The organism is Microbacterium sp. SORGH_AS_0888, assembly GCF_030818905.1.
Classification (GTDB): domain Bacteria; phylum Actinomycetota; class Actinomycetes; order Actinomycetales; family Microbacteriaceae; genus Microbacterium.
On record NZ_JAUTAZ010000001.1, the window covers coordinates 63,573 to 88,871 of the forward strand.

Annotated in this window: 23 protein-coding genes; 13 read left to right on the forward strand and 10 right to left on the reverse strand. The window is 71.2% G+C overall.

From position 1 onward, the window contains the following. Positions 1-2: 2 nt before the first annotated feature. Genes QE381_RS00285 through QE381_RS00295 form a run of 3 tightly spaced genes read right to left on the reverse strand, consistent with a single transcriptional unit; the run spans position 3 to position 2,877 of the window. A complete protein-coding gene (locus QE381_RS00285; protein WP_307214448.1) occupies positions 3-1,223 on the reverse strand; it encodes an ABC transporter permease in 1,221 nt (406 codons plus the stop codon). Continuing rightward, on the reverse strand, positions 1,220-1,951 hold the full coding sequence (locus QE381_RS00290; protein ID WP_307214449.1) for an ABC transporter ATP-binding protein: 732 nt from the start codon (positions 1,949-1,951) through the stop codon (positions 1,220-1,222). Before QE381_RS00290 ends, QE381_RS00285 begins: the two co-directional genes overlap by 4 nt. Continuing rightward, a complete protein-coding gene (locus QE381_RS00295) occupies positions 1,948-2,877 on the reverse strand; it encodes an efflux RND transporter periplasmic adaptor subunit (RefSeq protein WP_307214451.1) in 930 nt (309 codons plus the stop codon). Before QE381_RS00295 ends, QE381_RS00290 begins: the two co-directional genes overlap by 4 nt. Before the next feature lie 167 nt (positions 2,878-3,044). On the opposite strand from QE381_RS00295, the gene secA reads away from it, so the two are divergent. From secA to QE381_RS00315, 4 genes are all read left to right on the forward strand, one after another. Continuing rightward, entirely contained in the window at positions 3,045-5,849 is a 2,805-nt protein-coding gene (secA, locus tag QE381_RS00300) for a preprotein translocase subunit SecA (protein WP_307214454.1), read from the forward strand. A gap of 3 nt (positions 5,850-5,852) precedes the next feature. Continuing rightward, positions 5,853-6,257 (forward strand): RidA family protein, encoded by a 405-nt coding sequence (locus tag QE381_RS00305; RefSeq protein WP_307214456.1) that lies wholly within the window; start codon positions 5,853-5,855, stop codon positions 6,255-6,257. A 68-nt stretch (positions 6,258-6,325) separates the two neighbouring features. After that, on the forward strand, positions 6,326-7,552 hold the full coding sequence (locus QE381_RS00310; RefSeq protein ID WP_307214458.1) for a pyridoxal phosphate-dependent aminotransferase: 1,227 nt from the start codon (positions 6,326-6,328) through the stop codon (positions 7,550-7,552). A gap of 57 nt (positions 7,553-7,609) precedes the next feature. Continuing rightward, a complete protein-coding gene (locus QE381_RS00315; protein ID WP_307214460.1) occupies positions 7,610-7,963 on the forward strand; it encodes a hypothetical protein in 354 nt (117 codons plus the stop codon). A 13-nt stretch (positions 7,964-7,976) separates the two neighbouring features. On the opposite strand, the gene QE381_RS00320 is transcribed toward QE381_RS00315, so the two are convergent. Further along, positions 7,977-8,408, reverse strand: a complete 432-nt coding sequence (locus QE381_RS00320) for an Rv3235 family protein (RefSeq protein WP_373426878.1) — start codon at positions 8,406-8,408, stop codon at positions 7,977-7,979. Between the two features lie 116 nt (positions 8,409-8,524). Between QE381_RS00320 and QE381_RS00325 the strand changes: the two genes are divergently transcribed. Further along, entirely contained in the window at positions 8,525-9,106 is a 582-nt protein-coding gene (locus QE381_RS00325) for a hypothetical protein (protein WP_307214464.1), read from the forward strand. An 11-nt stretch (positions 9,107-9,117) separates the two neighbouring features. Here QE381_RS00325 and QE381_RS00330 read toward each other — a convergent pair whose 3' ends face one another. Further along, complete coding sequence (locus QE381_RS00330) at positions 9,118-9,399, reverse strand: helix-turn-helix domain-containing protein (RefSeq protein ID WP_307214466.1); 282 nt, start codon at positions 9,397-9,399, stop codon at positions 9,118-9,120. A gap of 101 nt (positions 9,400-9,500) precedes the next feature. On the opposite strand from QE381_RS00330, the gene QE381_RS00335 reads away from it, so the two are divergent. From QE381_RS00335 to QE381_RS00345, 3 genes are read left to right on the forward strand one after another with little or no spacing between them, the layout of a single operon-like run. Then, positions 9,501-10,127, forward strand: coding sequence for an SAF domain-containing protein (locus QE381_RS00335; RefSeq protein WP_307214468.1), 627 nt, complete (start codon positions 9,501-9,503; stop codon positions 10,125-10,127). Further along, positions 10,124-11,344 carry a hypothetical protein gene (locus tag QE381_RS00340; RefSeq protein WP_307214470.1) on the forward strand — a complete coding sequence of 407 codons (1,221 nt, stop codon included), beginning with the start codon at positions 10,124-10,126 and terminating at the stop codon, positions 11,342-11,344. The genes QE381_RS00335 and QE381_RS00340 overlap by 4 nt, the downstream gene beginning before the upstream one ends. A gap of 31 nt (positions 11,345-11,375) precedes the next feature. Then, entirely contained in the window at positions 11,376-12,869 is a 1,494-nt protein-coding gene (locus QE381_RS00345; RefSeq protein ID WP_307214472.1) for a sensor histidine kinase, read from the forward strand. A gap of 19 nt (positions 12,870-12,888) precedes the next feature. Here the strand turns inward: QE381_RS00345 and QE381_RS00350 are convergent, their stop codons facing one another. Continuing rightward, the gene (locus tag QE381_RS00350; protein ID WP_047542656.1) at positions 12,889-13,137 is read right to left on the reverse strand and encodes a WhiB family transcriptional regulator; all 249 of its coding nucleotides are present in this window, start codon (positions 13,135-13,137) and stop codon (positions 12,889-12,891) included. Between the two features lie 245 nt (positions 13,138-13,382). Between QE381_RS00350 and QE381_RS00355 the strand changes: the two genes are divergently transcribed. Beyond that, a complete protein-coding gene (locus QE381_RS00355; RefSeq protein ID WP_307214476.1) occupies positions 13,383-13,766 on the forward strand; it encodes a histidine kinase in 384 nt (127 codons plus the stop codon). 8 nt (positions 13,767-13,774) lie between these two features. Here the strand turns inward: QE381_RS00355 and bcp are convergent, their stop codons facing one another. From bcp to aroA, 3 genes are read right to left on the reverse strand one after another with little or no spacing between them, the layout of a single operon-like run. After that, the gene (gene bcp, locus QE381_RS00360) at positions 13,775-14,242 is read right to left on the reverse strand and encodes a thioredoxin-dependent thiol peroxidase (protein WP_307214478.1); all 468 of its coding nucleotides are present in this window, start codon (positions 14,240-14,242) and stop codon (positions 13,775-13,777) included. Between the two features lie 20 nt (positions 14,243-14,262). Further along, a complete protein-coding gene (rsgA, locus tag QE381_RS00365; protein WP_307214481.1) occupies positions 14,263-15,306 on the reverse strand; it encodes a ribosome small subunit-dependent GTPase A in 1,044 nt (347 codons plus the stop codon). A gap of 54 nt (positions 15,307-15,360) precedes the next feature. Further along, positions 15,361-16,689, reverse strand: a complete 1,329-nt coding sequence (gene aroA / locus QE381_RS00370) for a 3-phosphoshikimate 1-carboxyvinyltransferase (RefSeq protein ID WP_307214483.1) — start codon at positions 16,687-16,689, stop codon at positions 15,361-15,363. Positions 16,690-16,785: 96 nt separating this feature from the next. Here aroA and QE381_RS00375 point away from each other — a divergent pair, with 96 nt between their 5' ends. The 4 genes from QE381_RS00375 (at position 16,786) to QE381_RS00390 (ending at position 21,482) form a co-directional block, all read left to right on the forward strand. Next, positions 16,786-17,376, forward strand: coding sequence for a sigma-70 family RNA polymerase sigma factor (locus tag QE381_RS00375; protein WP_307214485.1), 591 nt, complete (start codon positions 16,786-16,788; stop codon positions 17,374-17,376). Continuing rightward, positions 17,373-17,618: an anti-sigma factor gene (locus QE381_RS00380; protein WP_307214487.1), complete on the forward strand. Its 246-nt coding sequence runs from the start codon at positions 17,373-17,375 to the stop codon at positions 17,616-17,618. The genes QE381_RS00375 and QE381_RS00380 overlap by 4 nt, the downstream gene beginning before the upstream one ends. An 82-nt stretch (positions 17,619-17,700) precedes the next feature. Next, on the forward strand, positions 17,701-20,193 hold the full coding sequence (locus QE381_RS00385) for a bifunctional lysylphosphatidylglycerol flippase/synthetase MprF (protein ID WP_307214489.1): 2,493 nt from the start codon (positions 17,701-17,703) through the stop codon (positions 20,191-20,193). Then, complete coding sequence (locus QE381_RS00390) at positions 20,190-21,482, forward strand: alpha/beta hydrolase-fold protein (protein ID WP_307214491.1); 1,293 nt, start codon at positions 20,190-20,192, stop codon at positions 21,480-21,482. Before QE381_RS00385 ends, QE381_RS00390 begins: the two co-directional genes overlap by 4 nt. A gap of 28 nt (positions 21,483-21,510) precedes the next feature. Here QE381_RS00390 and QE381_RS00395 read toward each other — a convergent pair whose 3' ends face one another. Beyond that, entirely contained in the window at positions 21,511-25,173 is a 3,663-nt protein-coding gene (locus QE381_RS00395; protein ID WP_307214493.1) for a multifunctional oxoglutarate decarboxylase/oxoglutarate dehydrogenase thiamine pyrophosphate-binding subunit/dihydrolipoyllysine-residue succinyltransferase subunit, read from the reverse strand. Positions 25,174-25,299 lie beyond the last annotated feature (126 nt).

Here is a 25,299-nt window from a genome sequence, read left to right on the forward strand (position 1 = left end):
GCTCAGAACCTGAGCGTGTCGATGACGTTGACGCGCAGCGCCACGAGGGCGGGCACGAGCCCCGCGAGCGCGCCGATGAGAACGGCGGCCCCGAGCCCGGTGACGGCCGCGCGCAGGGGGAACGGCGGCAGGTCCTGCATGCCGCTGAACATCTGAAGGACGAGGGGGGAGCGCAGCGCGACGACGGCCAGGACGATTCCGGCTGCCCCGGCGACAGCGGTCGCGACCACGCTCTCGAGCATGACCGAGGTGAACACCCGTCCGGCCGTCGCGCCGAAGCTGCGGCGCACTCCGATCTCACGGATGCGTTGGCGCATGGCGACCAGCTGGACGTTCACGAGGCTGAGGCCGCCGAGCAGCAGGACCACCGCGGCGATCGCGCCGGTCACCAGCTCGAACATCTGCGCGGAGTCGGCCGCGCCCGCCTGCGCGGCCCAGTCGACCCGGTTCACGGCGATCTTCACGCCGGGGTCGGCGACCGCGCGCAGGTCCGTCGCGAGCGCCGGTGCGATGGCGTCGACCCGCGCCACCGGTACCCAGATCTCCCGTTGCACGGCGGCCTCCGCGGGGAGCGCGTCGACACGGGACCGGTAGGTGCCGTACATCATGTCAACGCGGTGCTCGGTGTCCCACGTCCCCTGCTTGGGGGTCACGCCGACGATCAGATAGGTGCCGGCGAGGTCTCCCGTGAGGGTCAGGGTCGGGTGCTGGCGGAGCGGGACAGCGCCGAGCGACTCCCACAGCGGCGCGGAGACCACGACGGGGGGAGCGAGCAGCTGCTCGTCCTGCGCGGTGAACCAGCGGCCCGCGGCGAGCGGCAGCCGGTGGATGACGGCGTAGTCGGGATCGATCAGTCGCGCTGCCGTGGCGTGCACGCCGTCCAATCCCTGGACCTTCAGCGTCACACCGGCGGCGACACGCGACACACGGGAGAATCCGTACCGTTCCGACACCCGTTCGAACTGCGCGTCCAGCCGATCGTTGTCGACCGGCGCGCCGTCCTCGCGCCCGCCCGAGAGCTGGAGCGTGGCCACCCGACCGCCGTAGCGGTCCGACTGCTCGGCCTGGTACTGGCGCATGTAGTCCGACAGGGCGACGACGCTCGTGAGCGCACCGACGGCGACCGCGATGCCGACCAGGCTCAACGCGACCCGCAGCTTGTGGTGGCGCAGCTCCGCCCAGGCCTCCCCGAGCGCGCCGACGAGCCACGCGAGGGCGGTCATGCCGGGACCTCCTGGGCCGGGTCGCGGTCCTCGAGCACGTCGAGGCCGATGGGGGAGAGCACGCCCGCATCGAGCCGGAAGTGACGGCGGGCGCGGGCGGCCACGTGCGGGTCGTGCGTGATGGTGACCAGGGCCGCATCCGTCTCCCGTGCGATCTCGGCGAGCAGCGCCATGACGGTCGCGCCCGTCTGGATGTCGAGAGCGCCGGTGGGCTCGTCGGCGAGGATGAGCCGCGGACGCCGCACGAGCGCGCGGGCGATCGCCACCCGCTGCTGCTCGCCGCCCGAGAGGCGTTCGGGCGTCGCGTCGAGACGGTGGCCGAGTCCCACGCGCTCGAGCATGGCGCGTGCCCGCTGCTCCCGCCGCCAGAACGACCGATCCGTCGCGTAGCCGAGCGGCATGGACACGTTCTCCAGCGCGGTGCGGCCGGAGAGCAGGTTGAACTGCTGGAACACGAAGCCGACGGTCCGGCCGCGCAGCCTGTCGAGAGCGCCCGCCCGCATCCGGGTCGTCCGCTGACCGTCGATGTGCACGGTTCCGGCGGAGGGACCGTCGAGCAGGCCGAGGATGTTCAGCAGCGTCGACTTCCCCGAGCCGCTGCGTCCCACGATGGCCAGATGGTCGCCGGCTTCGACCTCGAGGTCGATGCCGCGCAGGATGTCCAGCCGTGAGTCGTCCGGGAGCAGCACCTGCTTCGCGACCCCGCGGAGGGAGATGAGCGCGGTCACCAGCTCGTCCCGGTCTCGCAGAACTGCCCGCCGCGGCCGTCGTCGTAGCAGATCTCCTCGGCGGACGACTCGGTGCCCGGGGCGAACTGGCGGATCATGTCTCCTTCGGCGAGTCCGTCCGTGACCTCGACGGAGGTGCCGTCGTTGATGCCGAGGGAGACCGTGCGCTCCGTCGGTGCGCTGCCGTCGCCCGGGTCCACCCACACGATGCCCGAGCTGGCGCCGCCCTTGACCGCCGTCGTGGGCACGACGAGCACGCCCGTCACGCTCCCGATCGTGAGGTCGACCGTCGCGGGCAGTCCCGCGAAGACGGTCGCCTCGCCGGGGATGGCGCAGCGCACGCTCGTCGTGTTGTCCTCGGCCACCTGCACCGTGACCCCTGTGCAGGTGAACGGCGCGGGGCCGCCCGTGATGGTCACCGTCGCCTGGCTCGGCGCGTTCAGCAGGCGGTACAGCTGGACCGGCTGGACCGTGGCGAGCACGTGGTAGCGCGCGGGGGTCAGCGAGGCGAGCTCCGCGCCGATCGTCGCCGGCTGCCCCTTCACGACGGCGATCTTGGCGAGCTCTCCCGCCTCGGGGGCCGTCACGTCGACGAGGCGCGAGTTGTCGGCCCGCTTGATCGTGAAGAGCGCCTGACCCGCGGTCACCGACTGCCCGTCGCCGACCTTCACCTCCGTCACCGTCCCCTCGATGTCGGCCTTGAGCGCGTAGGCCTCGTCCCGCGCGATGGTCCCGTTCAGGCTCATGGCGTTGACGACGTCGCCACGCGACACCGCGACGATCGGGTCGCTCACCGCCCCCGCGGGGAGCTCCGCCGCCGCTCGGGCGTCGTCGGGGAAGAACGCCATCTTCACCAGAGACGCGGCGATCAGACCGAACACCGCCACCAACAGGATGGGAAAGACCCACCGTCGCCAGACCACCATGCTTCCCCCTCGGGTAATTTCCGGGTATGTACTTTCCGAGTATATGCATACGTGGCATGTGGCATGCAGTCTCCGCCAAGGTCACGGGTGGATAACATGGGGACGGTGTGCCTGCCGCGCACGCAAGTGCCGGCGTGCCCGCGCCGACCGATGGATGGAGATGCCTGGTGGCCAACCCGCTCGAGAAACTGCTCCGCGCCGGCGAGGGACGGATCCTCCGTCGCCTCGGCCAGATCGTCAAGGCGGTGGGCGCGCTCGAGGACGAGTACGCCCAGCTGACCGACGAGGAACTGCGCGGCGAGACCGCCGAGCTGCGCGCCCGCTACGAGGCGGGGGAGACGCTCGATCAGCTGCTGCCGGAGGCGTTCGCCGCCGTGCGGGAGGCGGCCAAGCGCACCCTGGGACAGCGGCCCTACGACGTCCAGGTCATGGGCGGAGCGGCCCTGCACCTCGGCAACATCGCGGAGATGAAGACCGGTGAGGGCAAGACGCTGACGGCGACCTTCGCGGCCTACCTCAACGCGATCGCCGGGCACGGCGTGCACGTCGTCACGGTCAACGACTTCCTCGCGAGCTACCAGTCCGAGCTCATGGGACGTGTCTACCGCGCCCTCGGCATGACGACCGGCACGATCGTCTCCGGCCAGAACCCGCAGGTGCGTCGGCAGCAGTACGAGGCCGACATCACGTACGGCACCAACAACGAGTTCGGCTTCGACTACCTGCGCGACAACATGGCCTGGCAGAAGCAGGACCTCGTGCAGCGGGGCCACTTCTTCGCGATCGTCGACGAGGTCGACTCGATCCTCATCGACGAGGCGCGCACGCCGCTCATCATCTCCGGTCCGTCCTCGGGGGAGGCGAATCGCTGGTTCACGGAGTTCGCGAAGATCGCCAGGACGCTCGAGGCCGGCGTCGACTACGAGGTCGATGAGAAGAAGCGCACGATCGGTGTGCTCGAGCCGGGCATCGAGAAGGTCGAGGACTACCTCGGCATCGACAACCTCTACGAGTCCGCGAACACGCCGTTGATCTCGTTCCTCAACAACTCGATCAAGGCGCTGGCGCTGTTCAAGCGCGACTCCGACTACGTCGTGATGAACGACGAGGTCATGATCGTCGACGAGCACACCGGACGCATCCTCGTCGGGCGCCGCTACAACGAGGGCATCCACCAGGCGATCGAGGCCAAGGAGGGGGTCCCGGTCAAGGCGGAGAACCAGACGCTCGCGACCGTCACGCTGCAGAACTACTTCCGTCTGTACGACAAGCTCTCGGGCATGACCGGCACCGCCGAGACCGAGGCGGCCGAGTTCATGTCGACCTATCAGCTCGGCGTGGTCCCGATCCCGACGAACAAGCCCATGATCCGCAAGGACCAGCCCGACCTCGTCTACAAGAACGAGCAGGCCAAGTTCGCGCAGGTCGTCGAGGACATCGCCAGCCGGCACGAGGCCGGCCAGCCCGTGCTCGTCGGCACCGTCAGCGTCGAGAAGAGCGAGTACCTCTCGCGGCTGCTCGCGAAGAAGGGCGTCAAGCACGAGGTCCTCAACGCGAAGAACCACGCGCGCGAGGCCGAGATCGTCGCGCGGGCCGGGAAGCTGGGAGCCGTGACCGTGGCGACCAACATGGCCGGCCGCGGCACCGACATCATGCTCGGCGGCAACGCCGAGTTCCTCGCCGTGCAGGAGATGAAGGCCAAGGGCCTCGACCCGGTCGAGACGCCGGAGGAGTACGAGGCGGAGTGGGATGCCGTCTACGAGCGCGTGCGCGACGAGGTCGCCGCCGAGGCGGCCAAGGTCGTGGAGACCGGCGGACTCTACGTCCTCGGCACCGAACGTCACGAGTCGCGCCGGATCGACAACCAGCTGCGAGGACGCTCGGGACGTCAGGGCGACCCGGGGGAGAGCCGCTTCTACCTCTCGCTGACCGACGACCTCATGCGGCTGTTCCAGTCCGGTGCGGCGGAGGCGATCCTCGCCCGCACCAACTTCCCCGACGACGTGGCGATCGAGTCGGGCATGGTGAGCCGTGCGATCAAGAGCGCCCAGGCGCAGGTCGAGGCGCGCAACGCCGAGATGCGCAAGAACGTGCTCAAGTACGACGACGTCCTCAACCGGCAGCGTGAGGCGATCTACGCCGACCGCCGTCACATGCTGCAGGGCGACGACATCGCCGACCGCGTCCAGCACTTCATCGAGGACGCGATCGACGCCATCGTGGACGACAAGACCGGCAGCGGCCACACCGAGAGCTGGGACTTCGACGCGCTCTGGACCGAGCTGAAGACGATCTACCCCGTCGGCGTCACGATCGACGAGGTCATCGCGGAGGCCGGCGAGAAGGGCCGTGTGACCGCGGCGGGTCTCAAGCGGGAGCTGCGCAGCGACGCGAAGATCGCCTACCAGCGCCGTGAGGAGCAGCTGGGGGCCGAGGCGCTGCGCGAGCTCGAGCGCCGGGTCGTGCTGCAGGTGCTCGACCGCCGGTGGCGCGACCACCTCTACGAGATGGACTACCTGAAGGACGGCATCGGCCTGCGCGCCATGGCGCAGCGCGACCCCCTCATCGAGTACCAGCGCGAGGGGTTCGAGATGTTCCAGGCCATGATGGGCCAGATCAAGGAGGAGTCGGTCGGGTTCCTCTTCAACCTCGAGGTCGAGGTGCGCACGGACGGCGCCGAGGTCACCGAGGTCGAGGCGAAGGGGCTCAACGCGTCCGCGCCGGAGCAGCAGCGCCTCGAGTACTCGGCCCCGAGCGAGGACGGCGACGTCGAGGTCCGCAACAACCGCGGGCAGGTGCAGCAGGCCGCGACCGGGAAAGCGCGCCAGGCGGCGGCAGCTGCGGCGGCACCGCAGGCGCCCGCCGAGCCTTCCGTTCGCGGCGCCTTCGGTCAGCGTGTGGACCCGGCGGCGGGCGGCGCGCCCGCGCCGCAGAACCGCGCCGAGCGTCGTGCGTCCGGCAAGAAGAAGTAGCCGGTGAGCCCCGGCGTCCGTCTGGTCCGGTCGGCGGAGCTCAGCCCCGCCCCGTACGCCTACGCGTCCATCGTTCCCGCCGGCTCCCGGCTCGTGTTCCTCGCGGGAGCGTGTCCGCTCGAGAAGGACGGCACGACGGCTGCCGTGGGCGACTACGCGGGTCAGGCGGCGCAGTGCATCGAGACGCTGAGGCAGGCCCTCCGCGACGCCGGTGCGGGCATCGAGGACGTCGTGAGCACGAGGATCCTCGTCGCCTCGGCGCGACGCGAGGACCTGGGCGACGTGTGGGATGTCGTGCACGAGGCCTTCGGCGAGCACGACGTGCCGAGCACGCTGCTGGGGGTCACGGTGCTCGGCTACGCGCATCAGCTCGTCGAGATCGAGGCCGTCGCCGTCCTCCCGGCCTGAGTCGCCCCGTTCGGCGGACGAACGCCCGGCCGGCGCGGAGCCCGTCGGCGCGGGGATATCCTGAACCGATGAGCCCGCTCCGCCCCCTCGATCAGTCCCGCAAGCTGCAGAACGTCCTGTACGAGATCCGCGGCGAGGCACTCGCGGAGGCCGACCGGCTCGAGGCGGAGGGCCACTCGATCCTCAAGCTCAACACCGGGAACCCGGCGGTGTTCGGGTTCGAGGCTCCCTTCCAGATCGTCCGCGACATGATCGAGGCCGTTCCGACCGCGCACGGCTACTCCGACAGCAAGGGCATCGTGTCCGCCCGTCGCGCCGTCGTCTACCGGTACGAGCAGGTGCCCGGCTTCCCGTCGTTCACGCCCGAGGACGTCTTCCTCGGCAACGGGGTCTCCGAGCTGATCACGATGACGATGCAGGCGCTGCTCGACGAGGGCGACGAGGTGCTGATCCCGGCACCGGACTATCCACTGTGGACGGCCATGACGAGCCTCGGCGGCGGCACCCCCGTGCACTACATGTGCGACGAGAACAACGGCTGGCAGCCCGACATCGAGGACATCCGGGCCAAGATCACCGAGCGCACCAAGGCGATCGTCGTGATCAACCCGAACAACCCGACGGGAGCGGTCTACACGCGCGAGCTGCTGCAGCAGATCGTCGACCTGGCCCGCGAGCACTCGCTGCTTCTGCTCGCCGACGAGATCTACGATCGCATCCTGTTCGACGACGCCCAGCACGTGTCCCTCGCGACCCTCGCTCCCGACCTGCTCTGCCTCACCTTCAACGGCTTGAGCAAGACCTACCGGGTCGCGGGCTACCGCTCCGGCTGGCTCGTCATCACGGGCCCCAAGAGCCACGCATCCGGTTTCCTGGAGGGCATCAACCTGCTCGCCTCCACGCGGCTGTGCCCGAACGTGCCGGCCCAGCACGCCGTCCAGGCGGCGCTGTCGGGCGTGCAGTCGATCGATGCGCTCATCGCTCCCACCGGCCGGCTGCACGAGCAGCGCGACGCCGCCTGGGCGGGGCTCGAGGCGATCCCCGGCGTGAGCTGCGTCCAGCCGCAGGGCGCGCTCTACGCCTTCCCGCGGCTGGACCCCGAGGTGCACGACATCCACGACGACCAGAAGCTCGTGCGCGATCTGCTGGTGGCCGAGCACATCCTCCTGGTGGAGGGGACCGGCTTCAACTGGCCCACCCCCGACCACCTGCGGGTCGTCACCCTGCCCGAGGCCCGGGTCATCACGGAGGCGATCGAACGGCTCGGGAACTTCCTGGCGTCCTATCGACAGTAGGCGCGCTCGGCGTCAACCCGCTTCCGTGACGCGGGGCGCCCGCCTACCGTGGGTGCCATGACGATCGAGCTGAACCAGCCGGCGGTGCGACATGCCCGCAGCCTCGTTCGGGAGGGGAAGGTCGTGCGCGACGAGCGGGATGACTGGTCGGAGGCCGCTCCCACCCCGGATGAGGAGAACGCCTTCATCGAGCGCGAGGGATGGACTGCTTTCGCCCACTGGCACCTCGGCATCGACCGGGATGCGAACCCGGAGACCAAGGCTGCCTATTCGTTCCCCTACGGCGACTTCCGCAAGGTACGGCGCTCCGGAGTGATCTCGGGCGAGAGCAGAGCCGGTCAGCACGACCACGACGAGATCGAGAAGGCGCTGCGCTCGCTCCTGGAGCTCATCGACGCCGACAGGTCGTAGCGGCCCGCGCCGCTCAGAGCAGGGCGAGGGATGTCGCGCGCCAGCGCCGGTCCATCCCTTCGAGCCGGATGGCGACCGCGCGGGTGCGTGCGGGGGCCGCGACGACGACGACGGCTTCCACCACGCCGTCCGCGGGCGAGGAGTGACGCACGCTCACGATGCTGTGCACGGGGCGCGCGGCCGGCACTCCGCGGGCGCTCCGGGCGCGGATCGCGAGGTTCACGCGGACGAGGAGCGCGCGGTACGCCTCCTCCGTCAGCCAGCGCGCGAGCTGATCGAGGTCGCGCACGCCCGCGAGCGTCTCGAGCACGCCCTGGGTGAGGTTGCGCAGGAGCGGCTCCGGGTCGGGGAGCTCCGACGAGGAGGTCGGCTGCGGTGCGAAGAAGTCCTCCGAGACCAACCGTCGGTGAAGCGAAGCCGCGGGCATCTGCTGTGAAGAGGACATGGTCACCTCGCTCTTTTGTGGGGCGTACGCGGGATCAGTCAATCGGCCGACCACGGGGCGATGTGCGATTGTGGAAAAGTTCTCATCTTGCTCCCGCAATGCCTTAATGTCGGCGCGTGCGATGGGAACGGCTCTTCGAAGACCTCCAGACGCAGTTCGCGTCGGAGTGGGAGGCGGAGCGCGCCGTGCTCGACACCGAGGCGGAGCGCCTACGGCTCGCCCGCCTGCCGCTGCGATCGCGCCTGCGCGCCCTCGTCGGCGACGCCGCGACGATCGAGGTCGTCGGGGGAGAGCCGCTGCGCGGCACGCTGACGGCTGCGGGCGAGGACTGGCTCGGTGTCGACCTCGACGGGGGCGCCGCAGGGGTCGTCCGCACCGACGCGATCGCGGCGCTCGCGATCGACCAGGAGGGGCTGCTCCACAGCGCGCGGGAGGACGCGCGCACGCCGCGGTCGCTGGCCGAACGGATGAGCTTCGGCTTCGTCGCACGAGACCTCGCTCGGCGGCGGGTGACGGTCGGCATCCATCGCCTCGACGGCGCCGTGCTCACGGGGACGATCGACCGCGCCGGCGCCGACCACCTCGATCTCGCCCGTCACGATCCCGACGTGCCGCGCCGGGCCGCCGAGGTCACCGGCTTCCGCCTGCTCCCCTTCGCGGCGATCGGCTGGATGCGGCTGTACGAGCGTCCGGCCTGAGGCGTGCGAGGTCAGTCGGGGCTGCGGACGGGGCCCTGGCCCCACAGCTCCGGGAAGCTCGCCGCGTTCGACTGGCGCCACAGCGCCATCCGGCGTGCCTCTTCCGCCTGGTCGTCGAGATAGTCGACGACGCTGCGCTCGTCGATGCGCCACTGCGCCGGCGAGCCGAGCCGCGCACCGCGCAGGCGGCCGTCCAGGACGAGCGCGATGACCTCGTCGACGGAGATCGCCAGGGCATCGGCGACATCCGCGGGAGCGAGATGGCGTCCTTCGAACGCGGTCGGCTCGGGCATGCGTCGATTATCCGTCGTCCGAGGCACTGCGAGGGCCGTTCGCGGAACCTGTTGTGGATAACCTTCGACGCCACGGAGGCGGCTGGGCGAGCATGGTCGCCATGAGCAGCAGCGCACCCCGGCCGCGGCCGCGATCGGTCCGGATCGACCCGCGATTCGTCGTCGGGATCCTTCTCGTCGTGGCATCCGTCACGGGGGTCTGGTTCGTCGTCGCGGCCGCCCGTCAGACCTCCCCGGTGCTGGTCGCGGCACGGACCCTCGTGCCGGGCGAGACGATCGCGTCGGGCGACCTCCGTGTCGCCGAGGTCGCCCTCGGACAGGCGGCCGAGCGATACGCGAAGCCGGGAGCGTCCGCCGCGGACGCCGTCGTCGTGCGCACCGTGTCGGCGGGCGAGCTCGTCCCGCTCGAGGCCCTGGGATCGGCGGAGGCGGCGCGCACGACGACGGTCGTCGTGCCGTCCTCGATGCGCGTCCCGGCCGCGGTCGCGCCCGGAGCGCCGGTCGAGGTGTGGGCCGCGCCGCGCACGGCCGAGGGCGATCACGGGATCCCGCGCGTCCTCGTCGCCGACGCCGTGGTCTCCCGCGTCGTCGCGAGCGAGGCGCTCGGCTCCGCGACCGCCGACTCGGTCGAGCTCGTCGTGCCCCGCGCCGCGCTCGCCGAGCTCCTCGGCGCGCTGTCGGACGAGTCGATGCTCTCGGTCGTGCCGGCGGGCGGGGGAGCGCGATGACCCGGGTCGTGCTCGTGCTCCCCGAGCCCACGGCGTCGCGCGTCGCGGCGGAGCTCACCGCCCGCGGTGCCACGGTGTCGGGCATCGTCGACGCCCGGGCGCCGGCATCCCTTCCCGACCTCGCGGACGCGGAGCTGGTCGTCGTCCCCGCCAGCCGTGAGCTCCTGACGGCGGAGCTGGTCGCGCTCGCCGATCGCGCCGGCGTGCGCGTGGTGCCGGTCGCGGCGGAGCCGGACGGGGCGCGGCGTGCCGCCGGCTTCGGGCTCGCCGAGCCCCTGCCGCCCGGGCTCGGGCCGCGGCGCCTCGCCGTCGCGATCCTCCGCTCCCGTCCCGCCGCCTCGACGGCGGGCGTCGAGGACCCTGCCACGATCGCGGTCTGGGGCCCGCACGGCGCGCCCGGACGGACCACGATCGCGATCGAGCTCGCGACGGAGCTCGCCCGGGACGGCCGCCACCTGGCCCTGGTCGACGCGGACGCCCACGCGCCCTCCATCGCACAGGCCCTGGCGCTCCCGGACGAAGGGCCGGGGCTGCCCGCCGCCTGCCGGCAGGCAGAGCTCGGCGGCCTGGATCATGCGGAGCTCTCGCGCATCAGCGTCCCGCTGGCCATCGCGGGGCGCGACGTGAGCGTCCTGGTGGGCATCAACCGCCCCGCACGGTGGCCCGAGCTGTCCGCGCGGCGGATATCGGCCGTCCTCGGCGCGTGCCGGTCCTGGGCCAGGACCACGATCGTCGACGTCGCGGCATCGCTCGAGCGCGACGAGGAGATCGTGTCGGACCTCGCCGACGGGCCGCGCCGCAACGCGGCGACGCTTGCGACGCTCGCCGCCTGCGATCGTGTCGTGGCGGTCGCCGCCGCGGAGCCGGTCGGGATCGCCCGCTTCGTGCGGGGCTACACCGAGCTGCGGGCCGCGGTCGGCCCGGTGCCGGTGACGGTCGTGGTCAACCGGCTGCGTGCGGGCGCCGTCGGCCTCGACGCCCGCGGGCAGATCCGCCGCACGCTCGAGCGCTACGCCGACCTCACCGACGTGCTGTTCGTGCCCGACGACCCGCGGGCGGCCGACGCCGCGCGCCTGGCTGCGCGCCCGGTCTCCGAGGTCGCGGCACGGTCACCGCTGGTCGCCGCGGTCCGGCGGGTGGCGGCGGAGCTGAGCCCGAGCGCGGCTCTGCCGACGACTCGCAGGGCGGCGCGACGCGCCCTCGCCGCCGCGCGCTGATCGCCGCCGCCGGTGCGCATAGGCTGGTCCCGTGTCGACGCTCTCCGACCTCGTGTACGCCCAGGGGTTCTCCGACCCCGCCGACGTGGAATGGCTCCACCGCCTCGCGGGAGACGGTCAGCTGCTGGCCGATCTCGCGTTCGCGGACATCGTGATCTGGGTTCCGACGCCGGATGACTCCTACGTCGCCGTCGCGCACACGCGGCCCGGCGGTGCGGCGACGCTGTTCTACCGCGACATCGTCGGGGACCGGGTGCGGCCGCAGTGGCGTGCTCAGGTGCGCGAGGCGTACCAGGGCGCGCGGATCGTCGACTCCGCCTCGCCCGACTGGTTCGAGGAGACCCCGACGCGCGTGCGCGCCGTGCCGATCGTTCGCCAGCCGGGCCGCGGCGACACACCGCCGCGCGTGATCGGCGTCCTCACCCGGCACACCAACCTCGGAGAGGCGCGAACCCCGTCGCGTCAGCAGATCACCTTCAACGACTGCGCCGACGATCTGTTCGGCATGGTCGCCTCCGGCGAGTTCCCGGACCTCGCCGCGCCCACCGCCCCCCGCCGGGGCGCGCCGCGCGCCTCGGACGGCCTCATCCGCATCGACGTCGACGGCGTCACGACCTTCGCGAGCCCCAACGCGCTCTCGGCCTTCAACCGCATGGGATTCGACGACGAGCTCGAAGGGGAGCCGCTCGTGGAGGTCATCACCCGGATCCTGCCGGAGAAGCGTCAGTTCGACGAGTCGCTCCCGGTCGTGGCGACCGGTCGGGCCCCCTGGCGCACGGATGTCGAGGCGCGCGGGGTGACCGTGTCGCTGCGCGCCATCCCACTGCGCGACCACGGCACCCGCATCGGCGCGATCGTGCTGTGTCGCGACGTCACCGAGCTGCGCCACCAGGAGCAGGAGCTCATCACCAAGGACGCCACGATCCGAGAGATCCACCACCGGGTCAAGAACAACCTGCAGACGGTCGCCTCGCTGTTGCGGATCCAGGCACGTCGGACGCACTCCGACGAGGCGCGCGACGCGCTCACTCACGCGACGCGTCGTGTGGCGGCGATCGCCGTCGTCCACGACACGCTCTCGGAGGGGCTCACCCAGAGCGTCGATTTCGACGACGTGTTCTCACGGGTGCTGAAGCTCGTCGCGGAGGTCGCCGCGGCTCCCAACACCCGTGCCCGTACGCGCAAGTCCGGATCGTTCGGCACGCTGCCGAGCGAGTACGCGACCCCGTTGGCCCTCGCGCTGACCGAGCTGGTCACGAATGCCGTCGAGCACGGCCTGGCGGGTCAGGAGGGCGAGGTCGAGATCGCCGCGGAGCGCACGGGGGAGCGCCTCGAGGTGCGTGTGCGCGACACCGGCGTCGGCCTGCCGGAGGGGCAGGTCGGACGCGGTCTCGGCACGCAGATCGTCCGCACGCTCATTCAGGGCGAGCTCGGCGGCACGATCGACTGGCACACGATCATGGGCAGCGGCACGGAGGTCACGATCGACATCCCGCTGCGCTACATCGAGCGAGACCGGGGCTGAGCCGGGCGCGCGGCGCGGCTCAGGACGCGCGGCGCGCGCGAGCGGCGCGGCGCTTGAGGGCGCGGCGCTCGTCCTCGCTCAGACCGCCCCAGACGCCGGAGTCCTGGCCGGTCTCCAGCGCGTACTGCAGGCAGACCTCGGTCACGGTGCAGCGCGCGCACACCGCCTTGGCCTTTTCGATCTGGTCGACCGCGGGGCCGGTGTTGCCGACCGGGAAGAACAGTTCGGGGTCGACCGTCAGGCAGGCGGACTTGTCGCGCCAATCCATAGTTGTGCTCCTCAGGATGAAAGCTTTCGGGTGGGGGTGTCAGAGCACGAAGACGAGTCCGTTACTCTTTTCGGTGTGCGGGTCAAAGCCCGCCCCACCTCGCTGTGGGAGCACACGACGCCGTCCATCGTCGCACAGTGACATCACCTTGACAAGGGTTCTCCGGCTGTTTTCACAGCGTTCACCCTGATCGACGGGCCTCGTGCGGACGGGCGGGGCGACGCATCCGGAGAGGAGACCAGCGGATGAAGACGGGTCTGGTGGAGTGGCTCGCGGGGATCCTGCTGCTCATCGAGGGCGCCGCGATCGTGGCGCTCGCGCTGTGGCAGGGGGCCGCGCTCGCGGGCGGGGACACCGACTCGCCGACGAGCGCCGTGGCCCTGCTGGTGCTCACGCTCGTCGGCGCGGCCGCCGTGATCGCCTTCGGCGTCGCGACGCTGCGCGACCGTTCCTGGGGTCGCTCCGGCGGCATCGTGACGCAGGTGCTCGTGCTGGCGGTCGCGGGCGGCGCCGCGACGGACGCCTACGCCCATCCGATCCTCGGGCTGGGCATCGCCGCGCCCGCCGTCGTGACGCTCGTCCTTCTCGTCGTCGCCGTCGTGCGTGCCGGCCGTCGGCGTCCGCGCTGAGGGGCGCCTCAGGCGTCGACGCCGAGGAGCTTGCGCAGACGCGCGACGTGTCCCGTGGCCTTGACGTTCACGAGCGCGTGCTCGATGCGGCCGTCGCCGTCGATCACGAAGGTCGAGCGCAGGACGCCCGTGACCGTCTTGCCGTAGTTCTGCTTCTCGCCCCACGCGCCGTACGCCTCGTGCACGGCGTGGTCGGGGTCGCTGAGCAGCGGGAAGGTGAGCCCGTCGCGCTCGCGGAAGCGCCGCAGCTTCGCGGGCTCGTCCCGGGAGACCCCGAGCACGGCGAATCCCGCCCCCGCGAGCGCGGAGATGCTGTCGCGGAAGTCGCATGCCTGCGTCGTGCAGCCCGGCGTCATCGCGGCGGGGTAGAAGTAGAGGATGACCCGCTGCCCGCGGTAGTCCGCGAGCGAGACCGGGCGCTCGTCCTGGTCGAGGAGGGTGAACGTCGGGGCGGTGTCTCCGGGCTGCAGCGTCATACGACCAGCCTAGGCCCGGCTCACCGTCCGGCGAAGGTCGTGAGCAGCCGCTGCAGCGAGTCCAGCCGTGCGGCTCCCGTCGGGCCGAGGCGTCCCTCCGCGACGGCCTCCGCGATCGCGCAGTCGGGGGCGTCGGGAAGGTGCGTGCAGCCGCGCGGGCACTGCTCGGCCACCTCGGCGAGATCGGTGAAGGCCCGCAGGATGTTGGCCGGATCCACGTGGCCGAGCCCGAACGAGCGCACGCCGGGGGTGTCGATGACCCACCCCGTGCCCGTCGCGCCGCGGTAGCGCAGGGAGACGGTCGAGGACGAGGTGTGACGGCCGCGTCCGGTGACCTCGTTCACGTGGCCGGTCGCGCGTCCAGCGGTCGGCACGAGCGCGTTCACGAGCGTGGACTTGCCCACCCCGGAGTGCCCGACGAAGACCGTGGAGTGTCCGGCCAGCGCGGCGCCGATGCGCTCGAGCGGCATGTCGCCGCGGCGGCTCGTGAAGACCTCCAGATCGACGCCGGCGAAGTGCGAGAGGAAGTCGGAGGGATCGGCGAGGTCGGTCTTGGTGACGACCAGGAGGGGCCGGATGCCGGCATCCAGCGCCGCGATGAGGTAGCGGTCCACGAGCCGTTCCCGCGGCTCGGGGTCCGCCGCGGCGACCACCACGAGCATCTGGTCGGCGTTCGCGACGACGACGCGCTCGACCTGGTCGGTGTCGTCGGCGCTGCGCCGCAGCAGGGTCGCGCGCGGCTCGATGCCCACGATGCGGCTGAGGGTTCCCTCGGCGCCGCTCGTGTCGCCCACGACGCGGACGCGGTCGCCCGTCACGATCGGCTGGCGCCGCAGCTCGCGCGCGCGGGTGGCGACGACCTCGCGCTCGTCGGGGCCGTCCTCGTCGACCAGCACGGCATAGCGTCCGCGATCGACGCCCAGGACCCTCGCCGTCTCGGCGTCCGCGTGGGCCGGCCGGCGTTTGGTGCGGGGCCGGTTCGCCTTGGGGTTGGGACGCACGCGGAAGGCGGTCTCGTCGTACTCCGGCTCGTCGTCCTCGTCGTCCGGAGGGAGCCAGCTCACGCGGGGCCCGGCTTTCTCCGGGAGGAGGATGCGCCGTGCCCACCCCGTGTGCGGCTACCGAGCATCCGTCGCCTCGCGCACGGGCTCCGCCAGCATCTGCGCCCACAGGTCGGGGAACTCCGGCATGGTCTTCCCGGTCGAGCCGATGTCGTCCACCGAGACCCCCGGGACCGCGAGGCCGACCAGCGCCCCCGTCGTCGCCAGCCGGTGGTCGTGGTAGGCCTGCCACACACCGCCCGTCAGCGCGCGCGGAACGACGCGGATGCCGTCGGGCAGCTCCTCTGCGTGGCCGCCCATCCGCCGGACGTTCGCCACGAGCGCCGCGATCCGGTCGGTCTCGTGCCCGCGGATGTGACCGATGCCGGTGAACGTCGAGGGGCCGTCCGCGAACAGCGCCAGCCCGACGAGAGTCGGGGTGAGCTCGCCCACGGCGGACAGGTCGAGGTCGACGCCCTGGATGCGGTCACCCGCCGTCGCGGTCAGCGCGCCGCGGCGCCGCGACGTCCGCGCGCCGAACGCGGCCAGCAGCTCCGGCAGCTGCACGCCCGGCTGCGTCGAATGGGCGGGCCAGCCCGTCACCGACACGCTGCCTCCCGTCACCAGCGCCGCGGCGAGGAAGGGGGCGGCGTTGGAGAGATCGGGCTCGATCACGACGTCCTTGCCGTGCGGGACCGTCGGAGGCACGAGCCATTCTCCGACGCCCGCTCGTTCCACGTGCACGCCGCGGTGGGCGAGGGACTCGATCGTCATCTCGATGTGCGGCATGCTCGGCAGCCGGGCTCCGCGGTGCCGCAGGCGCAGCCCCACGTCGAAGCGCGAGGCGGCGAGCAGCAGGCCCGAGACGAACTGGCTCGAGGCGCTCGCGTCGATCTCTACCTCGCCGCCGGCGATGCGGCCGCGGCCGCGCACCGTGAACGGGAGCGCCCACGTGCCGCCGTCGTCGATGTCGACCCCGGCATCGCGGAGGGCGCGGATCATCTCGCCCATCGGCCGGTGGAGGGCGCTCTCGTGCGCCGTCACGGCCACGTCGCCGTCCGCGAGCCCCGCCAACGGGGTGACGAAGCGCATGACGGTGCCGGCCTGTCCGCAGTCGATCGTGCCGCCCCCGGCGAACCGTGCGGGGGGAGTCACGCGCAGGTCGGGCCCGAACTCGCCCTCGCCCGGCACCTCGTCGATGCCGACCCCGAGGGCGCGGAGCGCCTCGATCATGCGCGCGGAGTCGTCGGAGTGCAGCGGCGCATGCACGGTCGCGGGGCCGTCGGCGATCGCGGCGAGCACCAGCTCGCGGTTGGTGAGCGACTTGGATCCCGGCACGGAGACGGACGCCTTCACCGGCTCGGTGGCGGTCGGTGCGGTCCAGGGGGAATACCGAAGTGTGCTCATCGGTTCCAGACTACCGAGGGCGTCACCGGGACGTCGGAGGGGATGTGTGTGATCGCGACGCTGCAGCGGCCGGATACCGCGGCCGTAGACTCTCCCATGATGGACGAGCAGGCAGAGGTGCGCACCCAGTTCGAGGAGCAGGCGCTCCCTTACATGGATCAGCTCTACGCCGCCGCGATGCGCATGACCCGCAATCCCGCGGACGCGGCGGACCTCGTGCAGGAGACGTTCGTGAAGGCCTTCGCCTCGTGGGCGACGTTCACCCAGGGGACGAACCTGAAGGCCTGGCTCTACCGCATCCTCACCAACTCCTACATCAACACGTATCGCAAGAAGCAGCGTGAGCCGTTCCAGGGAGCGATCGACGAGCTCGAGGACTGGCAGCTCGGGGGCGCCGAGTCGACCACCGCGACGAGCGCCCGCTCGGCCGAGGCCGAGGCGATCGACCACATGCCGGCATCCGTCGTGAAGGACGCGCTGCAGGCGATCCCGGAGGACTTCCGCCTGGCGGTGTACCTCGCGGACGTGGAGGGCTTCGCGTATCAGGAGATCGCGGACATCATGAAAACCCCTATCGGCACGGTCATGAGCCGCCTGCACCGTGGCAGGAGGATGCTGCGTGAGCTGCTCGCCGATTACGCACACGAGCGGGGGATCACCCCCGTGTCATCCAGGAGCAAGAAATGACGGACTGCGGCTGCGACAAGGCCCGGCGGGACCTCGAGGAGTACCTGCGCAACGAGGTGTGCCACACCGAGCACACCGATATCACCGAGCACCTCGCCACGTGCGAGGCCTGCCGCGACGAGGCCCTGGTGGCGCGGACGCTGACCGATGTCGTCGCGCGCGCGTGCAAGGAGACGGCACCCGAAGACCTCCGGATCCAGGTGCTGGCGCGGCTGCGAGAGGTCCAGGCGACCCACCACTGACACCTCGCAGGTGAGCCCGGCCTCGGCGAGCGCACGGGAACGGACGGTAATGTGTCCGCGGCACTGTGCGACGGAGGGTTGAGTGCGAGCGACAACCGGTGAGGCGGCGCCTCGGCGTGCCCGCCTTCGGGGACGGTTGCTGCGACGTTACGTGCAGGCGCATCCGGTCGCCTTCGGCTTCGCGGCCCTGATCCTCGTCACCTCGGTCGCGACGGGCTCGCTCTGGGGGGCGGATGCGTCGTTCTGGGGGACGGGGCCGCTGGCGGTGTTCGCCGACGGCCGCTGGTGGACGCCGTTGACGGTGGCGGCCGTCCCCGACTCGACGATCGACACGGTGCTCGCGCTTCTGCTCAGCGTCACCGTGCTCGCCTACGCCGAGGCGGTGCTCGGTCATCGGCGCACGATCTGGGTCATGCTGTGCACGACCCTCGTCGGCGTGGGCGTGTCGATCGGCATCCATGCCGGCCTCTGGGTGGTCACCGAGCTCGGCCCGGTCGAGATCGACGAGATGCCCGTGCTCGACCCCGCGATCGCCGTGGTGGGCGCCGCCATGACCGCCACGGCGTTCTCGTCCGCGCTCTGGCGGCGCCGGATCCGATTCATCGGCTTCGCCGTCCTGCTCATGTTCGCGCTCTACGCCGGCGACGTCGACGCGTGGTACCGACTCGCGGTCGCGCTCGTCGGGCTCGTGCTCGGGATGGTGCTTGCTCGTGGGCGGGAACGGCATCCCTGGCACCGCTCCTCGGTCCGTGAGACCCGCTCGCTCATGGCTGCGCTCGTGGCCGTCACCGGCTTCGGTCCTTTCGCGGCTCTCGTCGGCGGCGGCGGGCGCGGACCGCTCTCCTTGGTGGTGTCCTCTTTCGCGGAGTTCAACCAGCACCTCATCGACACGTGCGCCGTCACGTACACGCCGCGCTGCGACCACCAGCTCGCGCTCCTGGTCACGCACGGCGCGGGTCCCACGGCGCTCGCGCTCGTCCCGCTGGTGCTGCTCCTGGTCGCAGCGCTCGGACTGCGGCAGGGGCGGAGGGCGGGTCTGGTCCTCGCCGTCGCGGTCGAGACGCTCCTGGCCGGTCTGGCCGTGTACTCGCTGCTCAGCGGTGAGCTGTACATCGACCGCTGGGTCGACGGCAGCGGGCTGCAGTACGTCATGTGGGGGATCGCCTCGATCGGCGTGCCGCTGGCGGCGGCCGTGAGCCTCGTGGTGCTCCGGCGCCGGTTCCCGGTGCGGGCGACCTCCCGCGCCGTGCGCGCGTTCGCCGGAGCGGTGGCGCTCGCGTTCGTGCTCTGCGCGGCCCTGTTCGTGGCGGCGTCCTGGACCGAGCGCGCCTCGTTCGACGTGCTGCCCTCGCTCGGCGACATCCTCGTCGAGATGATCCGGAGGTTCGTGCCGCCGGCGTTCCTGCAGGGCGTGGGGCAGCCGCCCTACCCGCGGCGCGGCGTGGCGCTGTTCATCTACCAGTGGGTGGGAGTCGCCTTCTGGTGCGTCGTCGTGGTCGGCATGCTGCGGCTCTACCGCCGTGTCCGCAGCGGCGCGCACGCGGATGCCGCCCTCTACCGCGACCTCCTCCGTCGTGGCGGCGGCACCCTCGGCTTCATCGGAACCTGGCACGGGAACAGCTACTGGTACAGCGAGGATCGTCAGTCGGCCGTCGCCTACCGGCTCGTGGGGGACGTCGCGATCGCCATCGCGGACCCCTTGACCGTCCCGGCGCACCGCGCGCGGACGGTGGGCGGATTCGTCGATCACTGCATCTCGCACGGCTGGACCCCGGTGTTCTACAGCATCCACGACGAGTTCCTGCCGGTGTTCGAACAGATGGGGTGGGAGCACACCTCCGTCGGCGAGGAGACCGTCATGGTGCTCGCCGACCTCACGATGACGGGGAAGGCGTGGCAGAAGGTCCGCCAGCCGATGACCCGCGCCGAACGCGAGGGCATCGTGGACGTCTGGACCCGATGGCAGGACCTGACCGCGGCACAGATCTCCCAGATCGAGGAGATCGACGAGCAGTGGGTCGCCGATCGGGCGCTGCCGGAGATGGGGTTCACTCTCGGGTCGCTCGAGGAGGCGAAGGACCCGGAGGTCGCGCTGCTGCTCGCCGTCGACGCGGAAGGGCGCATCCAGGTCGTGACCAGCTGGATGCCCTCGTGGTGCGACGGACGGCTCACCGGATGGACGCTGGACTTCATGCGGCGCCGCCCGGACGGGCCGAACGGGCTGATGGAGTTCGTCATCGCGCGCGCGGCGCTGCGGGCCAAGGACGACGGGCTCACCGAGCTCAGCCTCTCCGGCGCGCCGCTGGCCACCAAGCCCGACGGTCCCGGCTCGCAGACCGTGCTCGCCGCGCTCCTCGAACAGCTCGCGGAGGTGCTCGAGCCCGTGTACGGCTTCGCCTCGCTGTTCCGGTTCAAGAGCAAGTTCCACCCCGAGTACCGCACGATCCACCTCGCCTACGGCGACCCGATGCAGCTGCCGCTCATCGGCGTCGCGATCGGTCGCGCGTATCTTCCGGATGCCGACGCCCGCGATGTGTGGGGGGTCGCCCGTGCCGCCCGAGGGAGTGAGAGATGAGACAGTGGCTGCTGACGCTCGAGCTGATCAACAGCCCGATCGTGTGGATCTTCGTCGCGCTCGCGGTCGCGCTGGCGCTCGTCGTCGTCCTCGTCCGCCCCTGGCGGGGCTGGCGGCTGCTGATCGCGCTCGCCGTGGGCGCGATCGGCGGCTACGTCGCCGTCATCGGGCTCGAGGCGCTCGGGGCGTTCGACGGTCCCCTCCCGGGCAGCGCCTCGATCTGGGCCGCGGGCGGGTTCGCGCTCGCGGCCGTCGGTGTCGTCGGTGCGTTCTCCCGGCCGTGGTGGCGGCGCGCCCTCGCGGTCGTGCTGGTCCTGGTCGCGCTCGTGGCGGCGGGTCTCGGCGTCAACCGCTCCTACGGGCTGACCCACACCCTCGCCACGATCCTCGGCATCCAGGCGCTCGAGTCGGCGCCGCTGCCCGCGGCCACGGCGAGCAGCGACGATCCCGCCACGCTCTTCCAGACCTGGACCCCGCCCGCGGACATGCCCGCCAAGGGGCGGGTCAGCGCGCTGAGCGACGCCGAGCGCATCCCCGACACGGGGTTCGCCGCGCGGGACGCCGCTCTCTACCTGCCGCCCGCGGCGCTCGTCGCGCATCCGCCGAAGCTGCCCCTCATCGTCTTCATGATGGGGCAGCCGGGCACGCCCGATCCGACGAGCCTGGCCGCTGCGCTGGACGCCTTCGCCGCCGCGCACCACGGACTCGCGCCGATCGCGATCGTGGTCGATCAGCTGGGGTCGATCAACGCGGATCCCGCATGCCACGATTCGGACAAGTACGGGAAGGTGTCGACGTACATCAACACCGATGTCCCCGCCTACGCCCGCACGCACCTCAACATCGTCGACGACCCCGCCTACTGGGTCATCGGGGGGTACTCCAACGGCGGCGCCTGCGCGTTCGCCTACGCGGCGCAGTATCCGCAGCTGTGGGGCAACCTCATGGATGTCTCGGGCAACGAGTACCCCGGCTCCGAGCACGTGGCCAAGACCACCCAGGAGGTGTTCGGCGGAGACGCGGCCGCCTTCGAGGCTGCTCGCCCGACCTCATGGCTGACGAGGAACGCCGGCTCCTACGGCGGGCACGCGGCGGTGTTCACCCATGGCGACCAGGACGCCACGTTCGGCCCGGGACAGGTCGCCAACGCAGCCGCCGCGAAGGCGGCCGGCTTCACGGTCTATGAGACCACCCTTCCGGGGGTCAACCACACCGGGCCGGCGCTCGATCTCGGACTCCGCTTCGCGATCGACTCGCTCGGGCCGCGTCTGGGGCTCGCCGCCGGCTGACGCCGAGCCCCAGACGCGCGCGACCGGCTCAGATCGCGAGGGCCTTCTCCATGAGCGCCGCGTGCTCGATCGCGTGCACCTTCGCCGATCCCGCCGCCGGCGAGGCCGAGGCCGCCCGCGAGACCACCCGGATCGTCCGACCGTGCAGGAACTTCACGACCTCGAGCGCGATGAACGGCCACGCGCCCTGGTTCTCCGGCTCCTCCTGGACCCACACGAGCTCGGCGTTCGGGTAGGCGTCGATCACGGCGTTGAGCTCGTCGATCGGCGCGGGGTAGAACTGCTCGAGCCGCACGAGCGCGATCGCAGGGTCCGGGTGCTTCTCCAGCTCGCTGCGCAGATCCCAGTGGATCTTTCCGGAGTGCAGCAGCACACGCCGCACCGCCTGGCGGTCGAGCTGTCGGTCGTCGTCGAGCACCGGCTCGAAACGTCCCTGCGTGAAGTCCTCGACCGGGCTGGTCGCGTCCCGGAGCCGCAGCATCGCCTTCGGCGTGAAGACGATCAGCGGCTTGCGCGGACGCGCATAGGCCTGACGGCGCAACAGGTGGAAGTAGGATGCCGGCGTCGAGGGGCGCGCGACGATCATGTTGTCCTGCGCGCACATCTGCAGGAACCGCTCGATCCGGGCCGAGGAATGGTCGGGGCCCGCGCCCTCGTAGCCGTGGGGGAGCAGCAGCACGACGCTCGACTGCTGTCCCCACTTCTGGTATGCCGAGGAGAGATAGGTGTCGATCAGCGTCTGCGCGCCGTTCGCGAAGTCGCCGAACTGCGCCTCCCACAGCACGAGCGCTTCCGGCCGCTCGACCGAGTAGCCGTACTCGAACGCCATCGCCGCGTACTCGCTCAGCAGCGAGTCGTAGACGAAGAAGCGCCCCTGGTTCTCGGAGAGGTTCACCAGCGGCAGCCACTCCTGCCCGTTGACCCGGTCGTGGAACACCGCGTGACGCTGCACGAACGTGCCCCGTCGTGCGTCCTGGCCGGCGAGCCTCACCGGCGTGCCCTCGAGCACGAGCGTGCCGAAGGCCAGGAGCTCGCCGAACGCCCAGTCGATGCCGCCCGTGCGGCTCATGGCGTGGCGCTTCTCCAACAGCTGCTGGAGCTTCGTGTGCACGGTGAAGCCCGCGGGCTTGGTCACGAAGGCGTCGCCGATGAGCTGGACCACCTCGGTCGAGACCCCGGTCGTGTCCGGCTCGCCCGAGACCTCGTCGCCGTCCGCGGCGTCGGCCGTGACGACATCCGTCGTGCCGGTCTCTGCCGCGTGCGTCTCGGCGAACGCGATCTCCAGACGGTCCTGGAAGTCGCGCTTGGTCTGCTCGTACTCCTCCTCGGTGATGTCACCGCGGCCCACGAGCGACTCGGTGTACAGGCGCCGCACCGACCGCTTCGCCTCGACCAGGTTCGTCATCAGCGGCTGGGTCATCGAGGGGTCGTCGCCCTCGTTGTGACCGCGTCGGCGGTAGCACACCAGGTCGATCACGATGTCGCGGTGGAACTCCTGGCGGTACAGGAACGCGACGTGCGCGGCGCGGACGACGGCCTCGGGGTCGTCGCCGTTGACGTGAAGGATCGGCGCCTGGATGGTCTTGGCGACATCCGTCGCGTAGACGGAGGTGCGGCCGTCGACGGGGAGCGTGGTGAAGCCGAGCTGGTTGTTGACGACGATGTGGATCGTGCCGCCCGTGCGGTAGCCGCGCAGCTGCGACATCTGCAGGGTCTCGACCACGACGCCCTGGCCTGCGAAGGCGGCGTCGCCGTGCACGAGGATCGGCAGCCAGGCGAACGTGCCGATGGGCTTGCGGTCCTGCTTGGCGCGGACGATGCCCTCCAGGACGCCGTCGACGACCTCGAGATGCGAGGGGTTGGCGGCCAGCAGCACCGGGATCTCCGCGCCCTGGTCGGACACGAACGTGCCCTCGGTGCCGAGGTGGTACTTGACATCGCCGGAGCCGCGCTTGTTGCCCGGCAGCGTCGTGCCCTCGAACTCGCGGAACACCTGCCCGTAGGTCTTGCCCGCGACGTTCGTCAGCACGTTCAGGCGGCCGCGGTGGGCCATGCCGATCGCGGCACCGTCGAGCCCGGCATCCGCCGCGCCCTGGAGCACCTCGTCGAGCAGCGGGATGAGCGACTCGCCGCCCTCCAGGCTGAAGCGCTTCTGACCGACGTACTTGGTCTGCAGGAAGGTCTCGAACGCCTCGGCCTCGTTCAGCTTGGCGAGGATGCGCAGCTGCTCGTCGTGACCCGGCTTCTGGTACTTGACCTCCATCGTGTCCTGGAACCACTTGCGCTGCACCGGGTCCTGGATGTGCATGTACTCGACGCCGATCGTGCGGCAGTAGGAGTCGCGGAGCACTCCGAGCACATCGCGCAGCTTCATGAGCCGCCGGCCGCCGAACCCGCCCACGACGAACTCGCGGTCGAGGTCCCAGAAGGTGAGCCCGTGGTTCTCGATCTCGAGGTCCGGGTGCGTCCGCTGCACGTACTCGAGCGGGTCGATGTCGGCCATCAGGTGCCCGCGCACGCGGAACGCGTTGATGAGCTCCTGCACGCGCGCGGTCTTGTCGACGCGCTCGGCGAGGTCGACGTTGATGTCGCCCGCCCAGTGGATGGGGGCGTAGGGGATGCGCAGCGCGGCGAAGATGTCGTCGTAGAAGCCGCGCTGCCCGATGAGCAGCTCGTGCACCTTCTTGAGGAACTCGCCCGAGCCCGCACCCTGGATCACGCGATGGTCGTAGGTGCTCGTGAGCGTGATGGTCTTGCCGATGCCGAGCTCGACGAGCGTCTTCTCGCTCGAGCCCTGGAACTCCGCCGGGTACTCCAGGGCGCCCGCGCCGACGATGCAGCCCTGGCCCTTCATGAGACGCGGGACCGAGTGCACCGTGCCGATGCCGCCCGGGTTGGTGAGGGAGATCGTCGTGCCCTGGAAGTCGGCCGCGGTCAGCTTGTTCGCGCGGGCGCGCTTGACGAGGTCCTCGTAAGAGGCGAGGAACTCGTTGAAGGTCAGCGACTCGGCGCGCTTGATGCTCGGCACCATGAGCGCGCGGCTGCCGTCGGGCTTGGGCAGGTCGATCGCGATGCCGAGGTTGATGTGGGCCGGCGCGACGACCGAGGGCTTGCCGTCCACCTCGGCGTAGAAGACGTTCTGGCTCGGGAACTCCTTGAGCGCCTGGATCAGCGCCCAGCCGATGAGGTGCGTGAAGCTGACCTTGCCGCCGCGCGTGCGCGCCATGTGGTTGTTGATGACGATGCGGTTGTCGATCATCAGCTTGGCGGGGACCGTGCGCACGCTCGTCGCGGTGGGAACGGTCAGCGACTCGTCCATGTTCGCGGCGAGCGTCTTGGTCATCCCGCGCAGGACCGTGACGGTGTCCTCCGCGACGGCGGCGGTGGGGTCGGAGGGGGCCACTGCCGGTGCCTGGGCGGGAATCGGCTGCGGGGCGGCCGGCTTGGCCGTCGTGCGCGCGGCCGGCTTCGTGCCGATGACCGGGATGGGCGCCGTGACCGGTCTCGGCTCGGAACCCGCGGCGGGCGCACCGACGGCGACGGGGGTGTACGACTCCAGGATCGGCCACCAGGACTTGTCGACCGAGTTCTTGTCGATCTTGTACTGCTCGTAGAGTTCCTCGACGAGCCATTCGTTGGCCCCGAACTCTCCCTCGCTCGACACCCCGACGCCCGTCACTTGGCTCGACACTGAAGATCGCCTCTTTCGTGAGATTCGTTGGCCGCTGACCGGGCCTTCATGGCATGGACACGCGGTGACCCATCGTAGCCCAGTCTCCCTGCGATGAGCCGGGAAAACCGGACGTCGGCCGTGATC